Genomic DNA, 7,794 nt, shown 5'->3' on the forward strand with positions numbered 1-7,794 from the left:
CGTACTTTTTAGCCAGTTTTGTTAGCGCTTTATTTTTAGATAAGAAAAGAAACGAATTTCGCATTAATTGTTCCATGTAATTCACCCCTATGACTGTAATTTATCTGTTTTATATCACTGTTTAAAATTATTGGATACAAATAATTATTTAGATAATTTATAAAATACTATAAAAACATTTAAAAACCTATATTCTCGCATGCAAATATGAAGGGAATATTTTTCGACATTTAGAAAAAACGGGTTTACTAGGGCAAAAATAGGCATACCGAAAATATTCGACATGCCTATAAAACCCTTAATATTCCATGTAAATTATATAAGGATATTAATAAGAAAAACTTAAAGTAGCATCACCTAAGTTTTTTAATTCTCATTTCGCTTCTCCTCATTCAGCCTTTTAATATCCGTAATTAACTGTACCATCTCTTCTTTCGCATCTGGATAAGTTTCATTCCAATGCTTCACTAAAGCTGGCATCGTCTTCGCTATGTAAGAATAAAGTGCCCACTTCTTTACCTGTTCTTTTCGCTCTTCATTACTCTCGCCAAGTAACAGCTCAGTGTATTTCTCTAGTAAACCGTCAAACTGCTCGTTAAACTTTTCACTCATTTTATTTACCTCCTATATGAAAAAAGCAGCGAAGATCACTGCTTTTTCTTATAATTTTGATCGGACAGAGTTTAATTTTTTCTCCATTGTGCTTACTTTATCACGACGATCATCAATACGAATCGTTGTTGCAACACGCTGTGCACCTTTCGTATATGGAACTTCATGCATTTGTTGAATTACTTCTAGAATGACAGGAAGATCTCCTTCAATAATTGTATTCATCGGTGTTAATTGATACTTCACGCGATCCGCATTTTTCTCTAGCACCTTTTGTACTTCTGCTACATATTCACTAACACTTGGATTACCTGTTCCTACCGGAATAATCGATACGTCAACAATTGCCATAGTAGTCTTCCTCCTATAATCGCTTCTTATATATCCATTGTCTATTTTACCGAAATCCTCATCATTTTACTAATATGTTACTCTTCCACTTTAAACTGCTCAACTAATCTTTCTAAATCTTTCATATGCTCTGTCAAACTTTCCATCGTGTGGGCTACCTTTTCTAGATGATTAACCTGTGATTCCGTTGCAGCATGTACCTCTTCAGAAACAGCTGCACTTTCTTGACTCGTACCAGCAATTGTATGCATTACCGCTGTAATTTCTCCTTGCTCGTAACCTATGTTATGTACCTCTTCTACAATTTTTTCAACTGAAGTACTAATCGTATTTACAACTGACATAATTGTGCGGAACTCCATTTCTGCCTCTGTCGTCACTTTATTTTGCACATCTGCAATGTCTTTCAATTTACTTACAACTTCTACAACCCTTTTTACTTCTAATTGCACATCACCAATCATCGTTGTGATTTCTCCTGTTGCCTCTTTTGATTGTTCCGCTAATTTCCGAACCTCTTCAGCAACAACCGCAAATCCCTTACCTTGCTCACCTGCACGGGCAGCTTCAATCGAGGCATTTAAAGCAAGTAAATTTGTTTGATCCGAAATACCTTTTATAAGCTCAACAACATTTTGAATCGATCCAACTCTTTGTTCTAACTTATCCGATGCTTCTTCTGTATGAACAACAATCGAAGATGATTGTCCCCTCGTACGGACTAAGTTCCTCATTGTATTTAATCCTTGCTTAGATGCCTCTTCCGCTTTGCCAGTCACTCCTTTTATTTCACCAACGGAGCTATTCATTTGTTCCACTGACTCTGCCATATTCTCGAGCTGAGCTGAAACTTCATCCACACTATTCGCAAGAGTAGAAGCTCCCCCGCTCACATCATCCATTGCTCCGGAAACTTCTCTACTAGCCGCTACTGTTTCGTTCGTTAAATAATGTAAACTATTCGTTGATTGTTGCACTGTTGATACGCTGTTTTTAATTTTACTTACCATTTCATTCATTTGTTCAACCATATCATTAAAGTGCTTCGTCAACTCTCCAACTTCATCTTTACTTGTCACCTTCATTCGCAGCGTTAAATCCCCTTCTGCTACTTTTTGAACGTGATTCTTTAATAATTGCAGTGGTCTTGCTAATCTTCTTGAGAACAAGTAGGAAGCTACGATTCCAACTAATAAACTAATACACGCCATCATAATGACTGTATTTCTCGTACTATTTAATAGCCCATCGATCGTTTCTTTCGGATAAAAGATTCCTATCGTCCATTTCATCGTATCAAATGATTGACTATAAACAACTACATCTTCACCTTTTATTGTAGTGACCGCATATTTTGTTACCTCTTTATTTAAGCTCTTTATAAGTGGCTCTTTAGAAACATCTTTCCCTATCTTTTCTGGATAAACAAGAGCCATATTTTTATCATTTATAATAAACATTTCTCCGTCATTATTATATTGAATATTGTGAAGCAACTTCTGAATCGTCCCAAGCGATACATCCATCGCAACAACGCCTAATACAGATCCATCTTGAGCTGTAATTGCTTTAGAAACACCTACACTTAACTTTCCTGTTGCAATTTCATAAGAAGGTTGTCCCCAATGGACCTTTTTTACATCAGCCTCTGAATCTTTATACCATGGTCTTGTCGTTGGATCATATCCTTCTGGCACTTGCCCACCTTCAGCAAGATTGGCACTTAATGTTTTTTTATCTTTCGTACCAATATATAAATCTAAAATACCAGGATGATTCTTTTTATACTCCGCAAACTCTTTCGTTAAAAACGCTTCCTCTTCTGGAGTAACCCCACCTTGAAGCATATTACGAATCATCTCACTGTTCGCGTAATACCCCATATCTTCATCCGTTCTTTGAACAAATGTCGTAAGTTGCTCTGTCACAAGATCCATCGCATTTTGAGAATACTCGTCTAAGGAACGCACTTCCTTTTCTTTCTGTAATTGATACACAGCTGTACCCAATATTACGAACATCATAGAAATAAGTACTGAAAACACTACCGCAATTTTTAAACGTAAACTTCTTAACATCTTCCCCCCAGCATCCCCTTCGCATTAAATTGAAATATTATTAATCATTATATTAAGTATAATAGATAAAATTAAAAAATTGAAATTAATTCTCACCTTAATACAATTAGAAAACGGACTACCACTTGTGCAAAAACAAATAGTTCATTATCCTTAAAATATAATCTCATTCGTTCGGAGGGAACTATGTTACAAAAATTCGGTTTCTCACAATATGAAAGCCAAGCTTATGAAGTTGTCGTATCAAGCAATGAACCATTAGATGCTACAACAATTGTGAAGCATTCAGGTGTTCCAAAAGCAAAAATATATGAAGTACTAGCACGCCTAATCGATAAAGGAATGGTAATGGATTCTGTTTCAGAAAAGAAAAAATTGTATACAGCATTACCACTAAAGCTAGCAATTGAAAAATTAACGACAGAATTTCAATCAAATATTAAGGAACTGGAAACAAATATATCAAAAAAATCATTTACAGATGACCGTGTTTGGAGCTTAAAGATGCAATCTTCTATTCGAGTTCAAAGTAAAGAACTCATTGAAAGTGCAAAAGAATCAATCCGTATTTCAGCTTGGAATGATACTCTTTTAGAATATCTTCCTTTACTAGAACAAAAAGCAAAACAAGGTGTTCAAATTGAATCCCTTATTGTTGGAGAAGTAGAAACAGACTTAGAAAACATGCATTTTCTAATCCCAGCTGAAGAGCCTAATGCATTAGAGCGCTACTTGCTACTCATCGTTGACGATCGTGAAATTTTATTTGCTGGCGTAGAACAAGAGTCATGGCAAGCGATGAAAACAATGTCACAACCTTTCGTAAAGTTCTTTACAGAATTTTTCTATCACGACGTTGCACTTGCAAAGATTACTCAAAAACACCATGATCTCTTTATGGAAGATGAGGAAATTAAGAGTTTGTTGATGAAGTTAAGATACTAATTAAATAATAAACAGGAGTCTAGTTTTTCACTTAGACTCCTTTTCGTTTTGTTCCTTTATCTCCATCAACAGCTCAATGATTTTCTCATTTTGCTCTACCTGTTTCTCTGAATTTTTATAGATGAAACGAACCCATCTAAGTGCAAGAATAATAAGAAACAAAGGGAGCATTGAAATTAGAAGACCAATAATTGAAAAATTCGTATACATATACCTCACCTCGCTATACACCCTTTCTCCATTTCTCTACTAAAACCTGCAATTTTTTACAAATAAAAAAAGAACCTATCAAACGATAGATTCTCCTTTCGCAAACTGAGTAGAGCGTCCTCTCGTAATCGAGAAAATCGCGCAAAGCAGTGCTAATATAATAAAGCCACCGCCTACCCAAGCGTTATATATAACAGATGATTTTTCAATAACAACTCCGCCTACTGTTGAACCGAGTGCAATTCCTAAATGAAGCGCAGAGTTATTTAAACCTTGCTGGATACCAGCTGATTCCGGTGCAATTTCAATTAAATAATTTTGCTGTGCTGGTGAAATCGCCCAGCTCAGCATACTCCAAAGTCCCATCATAATGATGAAGAGTGGGAATGAGAATGTCATTAATGGCAACATGAAGATTGCACATGCAAATACGATAATAATCGAGATAATACTTTTCTTCGATCCCCATTTATCAGCAAGCCATCCACCGAATCCACCGCCGATTACTGCTGCGATTCCGAAAATGAAGTAAAACACACTAATCCAATTTGCTTCAACATGCATAACATCTTTTAAAAACGGTGTTAAATATGCATACAATGTTAAATGCCCCGTTAAAAACAAAAATGATGTTAACTGTGCACTTACAATTTTTTTATCTTTTAAAGTAGCAAGTTGTTCTTTTATTGATAATACCGATGTCGGTGGTACTTTCGTTAAGAACAATGAAATACAAGCAATTGCCATAACTGTTAATACTGAAATCAATACAAATGGCGCACGCCATCCGTATGCATTTCCGAGTACAAGACCGAGCGGTACTCCAAGTACAAGTGATCCACTAATTCCCATAAAAATGATTCCAATTGCACGCGCACGAAAATGCGGTTCTACTACACTAGAAGCAAGTGTTACCGATAGTGCAATAATTAATGAACCACTCGCCGCACAAATAACCCTTGAGAACATTAGCATTCCGTAATTCACACTAAATGCCGAAATAATATTTCCGATTAAGAAAATCGATAATGCTCCAACATACAATGTTTTTCTTTCAAACTTCCCTGTCAAAGCTAATAAAACTGGACCTGACAAAGCAAATACTACCGAAAATATTGTTATAAGCTGACCAGCTGCGCTAATAGATACTCCTAAATCATTGGCAACTAAATCGAGCGTTCCTCCTATAATTAGCTCAACCGTTCCGACTACGAAAGCCGCGATAGCTAAAATATAAACACGAAAATTCAAGTCTTTCCCCACGCTTTCTATTTTGGTTACTACGACTATAGTAACCAAAATAGAAAGTGGACGCAAGTACAATTTTTTTACAGTAAAAAAGGTAGGCGTATTATACGCCTACCCTTCCATCATTCTGTTTCTTTCTTCTTATTCAAGTACCAATACACCGGAAGTCCCGTAAAGACAATTCCAATTGATAAGAAACAACTTACCGGATCATTAATAATCGCACTACCGATTACAAAGAACGAACCTAAAATCGCAACGATTGGTACGATTGGGAATAACGGTACACTATATGCACGCTCTTTATTCTTATTACGTTTCCTTAAAATGAAGACACCAATAAACGTCATTACATAGAAAATATAAATAATGAATACGGAAATCTCAGATAGCTTATTTGGATCACTAATAATCATTAAAATAATTCCTAAAATGATTTCAACAGTAATCGCATTTGCTGGTGTTTTAAATCTCGGACTTTCCTTTGCAATAAACTTAGCAAATGGAAGTTGTCCACGTTCTGCCATAGACATTGGAATACGTGGGAACGTTAAAATCTTTCCATTTAAACAACCGAAAATAGAAACGATAATACCGATACTAATAATTTTCCCACCATATTCTCCAAGTAACATACCAGCAGCTGTCGCTGTTGCATTTTCTCCAAGGTCTACAATTTTTGCTGCTGGTAATACATTTAATAACGCCAAGTTAATTAATACGTAAGCAGCAGTTACGATTAAAATCCCCACTGTCATTGCTTTCGGTAATAACTTTGTTGGATTCTTCATTTCTCCACCAATCGAAGCAAGTAAAATCCAGCCGTCATAAGCAAATAACGTTGCTAAAATTGCCATACCGATACTTTGATTTTCTGATATCGGCACTACTACGTTAAAAATATCACTGTTTCCTTTCCAAAAACCTAACACGACAATTAATACAATCGGAATCATTTTCCCAATTGTCGTGATTGTTTGAACGATACCTCCGTATTTTGTTCCCATACTATTTACAAAGCCAAGGAACACAACTGTTCCGATTGCGATTGGTAAATTCCACACTTTATCTAAATAGAAAAAATTAATCATTAAAGAACTAAAGTATAAACCTAATGTTCCGATAATAGCTGGTCCATAAACAATTGTTTGCATCCAGCCTGATAAATATCCCCAAAAACTTCCGTAAATCTCCTCTAAATACGTATACAACCCACCATTTTTCGGGATTTGCGCTCCAATTTCGGCTACTGTTAAACCACTCGCTAACGTCAACAGACCACCAATTACCCAAGCAAGAATGGCCATATTAGAACTCCCTGAGTAATCTAATACGCTTCCTGGTTTCATAAATACACCAGACCCGATAATCGTTCCTACTACGATAGAAAGTGCTACTGTTAAACCAATTTTGTTCTTCTCATCATGATGCATGCTGCGTATCCTCCTTCCAATTCTAGTGTGATGCAAAAATGAAATAAAAAAACACTCCTCCCTAAAAAAGGGACGAGTGTTGTATTCGTGGTTCCACCCTTGTTTCAATTCGCAAAGTAACACACTTCACCAATTTCTCAAGTCTAAATAACGGTTTTTGCCGGCAAGCAATTACTAGATGTTCGTTCACTGCTGCAGTTCAGAGGTGGTAATCTATTTTTCCGTATTAGGAAGCTCACAGCCAAAGGCTTCCCTCTCTGGGAATCGTAAAAAATTAATCGTGTCCTCATCATCACTTCTTGATGTCGAATTTTGTAGTTATTGTTCATTATATTGAATTGTTAGAAAAAATCAATATATTTTTTTATATAACATAGGAAATATTTCTCTTCTTATATTATAACAGAAGATACAAAACTTCTCTAATTCCCTAAAAATGGTATAATTCATTTAGGAGGTGTACCAATAATGATTGCTGTCTTTTGTATCATCGCTACGTTTCTCTCTGTTCTATTCGCTATCATGTATCGAAACAAGTATCCTGGTTATAGCATTTTAGCGGTAGCTATTATACCAGCTGTTTCCTTCTACGTATTGGGTAAATATCAATATACGGAAGTGTTTATCGGTTTTGCAATCTTCTACTGCGTCTTCGGATACATACTAACAATGAAAAGAATCTTATTGAATCATTAAAAGAGACCGATTTCTATAAGTAGAAATCGGTCCTCGCATGTACCTTCCGGTTGCCCCACGAAAGATACATAAATCAATTATTTATCTTCTTTTTTCATAAAAAACTTGTGATGCGGAAGATCCACATTTAATTCCTCTAATTGTTTCTTTTCATTGTCTAAAATCGCTTTTGCTTTTGTTTTTGTTGCTTCATCTAATCCCGCAAAGATGTCTTCACGCTT

Annotated in this window: 8 protein-coding genes and 1 other annotated feature; of the genes, 2 read left to right on the top strand and 6 right to left on the bottom strand. The window is 35.7% G+C overall.

Translation table 11 applies throughout. From position 1 onward, the window contains the following. Positions 1 to 366: 366 nt before the first annotated feature. From MR167_RS29215 to MR167_RS29225, 3 genes are all read right to left on the bottom strand, one after another. Entirely contained in the window at positions 367 to 612 is a 246-nt protein-coding gene (locus MR167_RS29215; RefSeq protein ID WP_001290589.1) for a YusU family protein, read from the bottom strand. Positions 613 to 660: 48 nt separating this feature from the next. Continuing rightward, entirely contained in the window at positions 661 to 963 is a 303-nt protein-coding gene (locus MR167_RS29220; RefSeq protein ID WP_001018860.1) for an MTH1187 family thiamine-binding protein, read from the bottom strand. 77 nt (positions 964 to 1,040) lie between these two features. Next, positions 1,041 to 3,041 carry a methyl-accepting chemotaxis protein gene (locus tag MR167_RS29225; protein WP_000946369.1) on the bottom strand — a complete coding sequence of 667 codons (2,001 nt, stop codon included), beginning with the start codon at positions 3,039 to 3,041 and terminating at the stop codon, positions 1,041 to 1,043. 186 nt (positions 3,042 to 3,227) lie between these two features. On the opposite strand from MR167_RS29225, the gene MR167_RS29230 reads away from it, so the two are divergent. Continuing rightward, a complete protein-coding gene (locus MR167_RS29230) occupies positions 3,228 to 3,986 on the top strand; it encodes a TrmB family transcriptional regulator (RefSeq protein WP_000939479.1) in 759 nt (252 codons plus the stop codon). 27 nt (positions 3,987 to 4,013) lie between these two features. Here the strand turns inward: MR167_RS29230 and MR167_RS29235 are convergent, their stop codons facing one another. The 3 genes from MR167_RS29235 to MR167_RS29245 form a co-directional block, all read right to left on the bottom strand. Then, positions 4,014 to 4,196: a hypothetical protein gene (locus MR167_RS29235; protein WP_000288473.1), complete on the bottom strand. Its 183-nt coding sequence runs from the start codon at positions 4,194 to 4,196 to the stop codon at positions 4,014 to 4,016. Between the two features lie 78 nt (positions 4,197 to 4,274). Beyond that, positions 4,275 to 5,459, bottom strand: coding sequence for an MFS transporter (locus MR167_RS29240; protein ID WP_074790675.1), 1,185 nt, complete (start codon positions 5,457 to 5,459; stop codon positions 4,275 to 4,277). Positions 5,460 to 5,566: 107 nt separating this feature from the next. Beyond that, a complete protein-coding gene (locus tag MR167_RS29245) occupies positions 5,567 to 6,877 on the bottom strand; it encodes an APC family permease (RefSeq protein WP_000546306.1) in 1,311 nt (436 codons plus the stop codon). A gap of 65 nt (positions 6,878 to 6,942) precedes the next feature. After that, positions 6,943 to 7,179 (bottom strand) — a binding site (T-box leader). 166 nt (positions 7,180 to 7,345) lie between these two features. On the opposite strand from MR167_RS29245, the gene MR167_RS29250 reads away from it, so the two are divergent. Further along, a complete protein-coding gene (locus MR167_RS29250) occupies positions 7,346 to 7,573 on the top strand; it encodes a hypothetical protein (RefSeq protein ID WP_000562245.1) in 228 nt (75 codons plus the stop codon). The last annotated feature ends 221 nt before the right edge of the window (positions 7,574 to 7,794 follow it).

Origin of the sequence: Bacillus cereus group sp. BfR-BA-01355 (genome assembly GCF_022663675.1) — a bacterium.
In the GTDB taxonomy this organism is placed as follows: domain Bacteria; phylum Bacillota; class Bacilli; order Bacillales; family Bacillaceae_G; genus Bacillus_A; species Bacillus_A thuringiensis_S.

Bases quoted from the DNA above. Each gene is read 5' to 3' on its own strand.
- MR167_RS29235 (WP_000288473.1), bottom strand. From the start codon at position 4,196: ATGTATACGAATTTTTCAATTATTGGTCTTCTAATTTCAATGCTCCCT.
- MR167_RS29215 (WP_001290589.1), bottom strand. From the start codon at position 612: ATGAGTGAAAAGTTTAACGAGCAGTTTGACGGTTTACTAGAGAAATAC.
- MR167_RS29220 (WP_001018860.1), bottom strand. From the start codon at position 963: ATGGCAATTGTTGACGTATCGATTATTCCGGTAGGAACAGGTAATCCA.
- MR167_RS29230 (WP_000939479.1), top strand. From the start codon at position 3,228: ATGTTACAAAAATTCGGTTTCTCACAATATGAAAGCCAAGCTTATGAA.
- MR167_RS29225 (WP_000946369.1), bottom strand. From the start codon at position 3,041: ATGTTAAGAAGTTTACGTTTAAAAATTGCGGTAGTGTTTTCAGTACTT.
- MR167_RS29250 (WP_000562245.1), top strand. From the start codon at position 7,346: ATGATTGCTGTCTTTTGTATCATCGCTACGTTTCTCTCTGTTCTATTC.
- MR167_RS29245 (WP_000546306.1), bottom strand. From the start codon at position 6,877: ATGCATCATGATGAGAAGAACAAAATTGGTTTAACAGTAGCACTTTCT.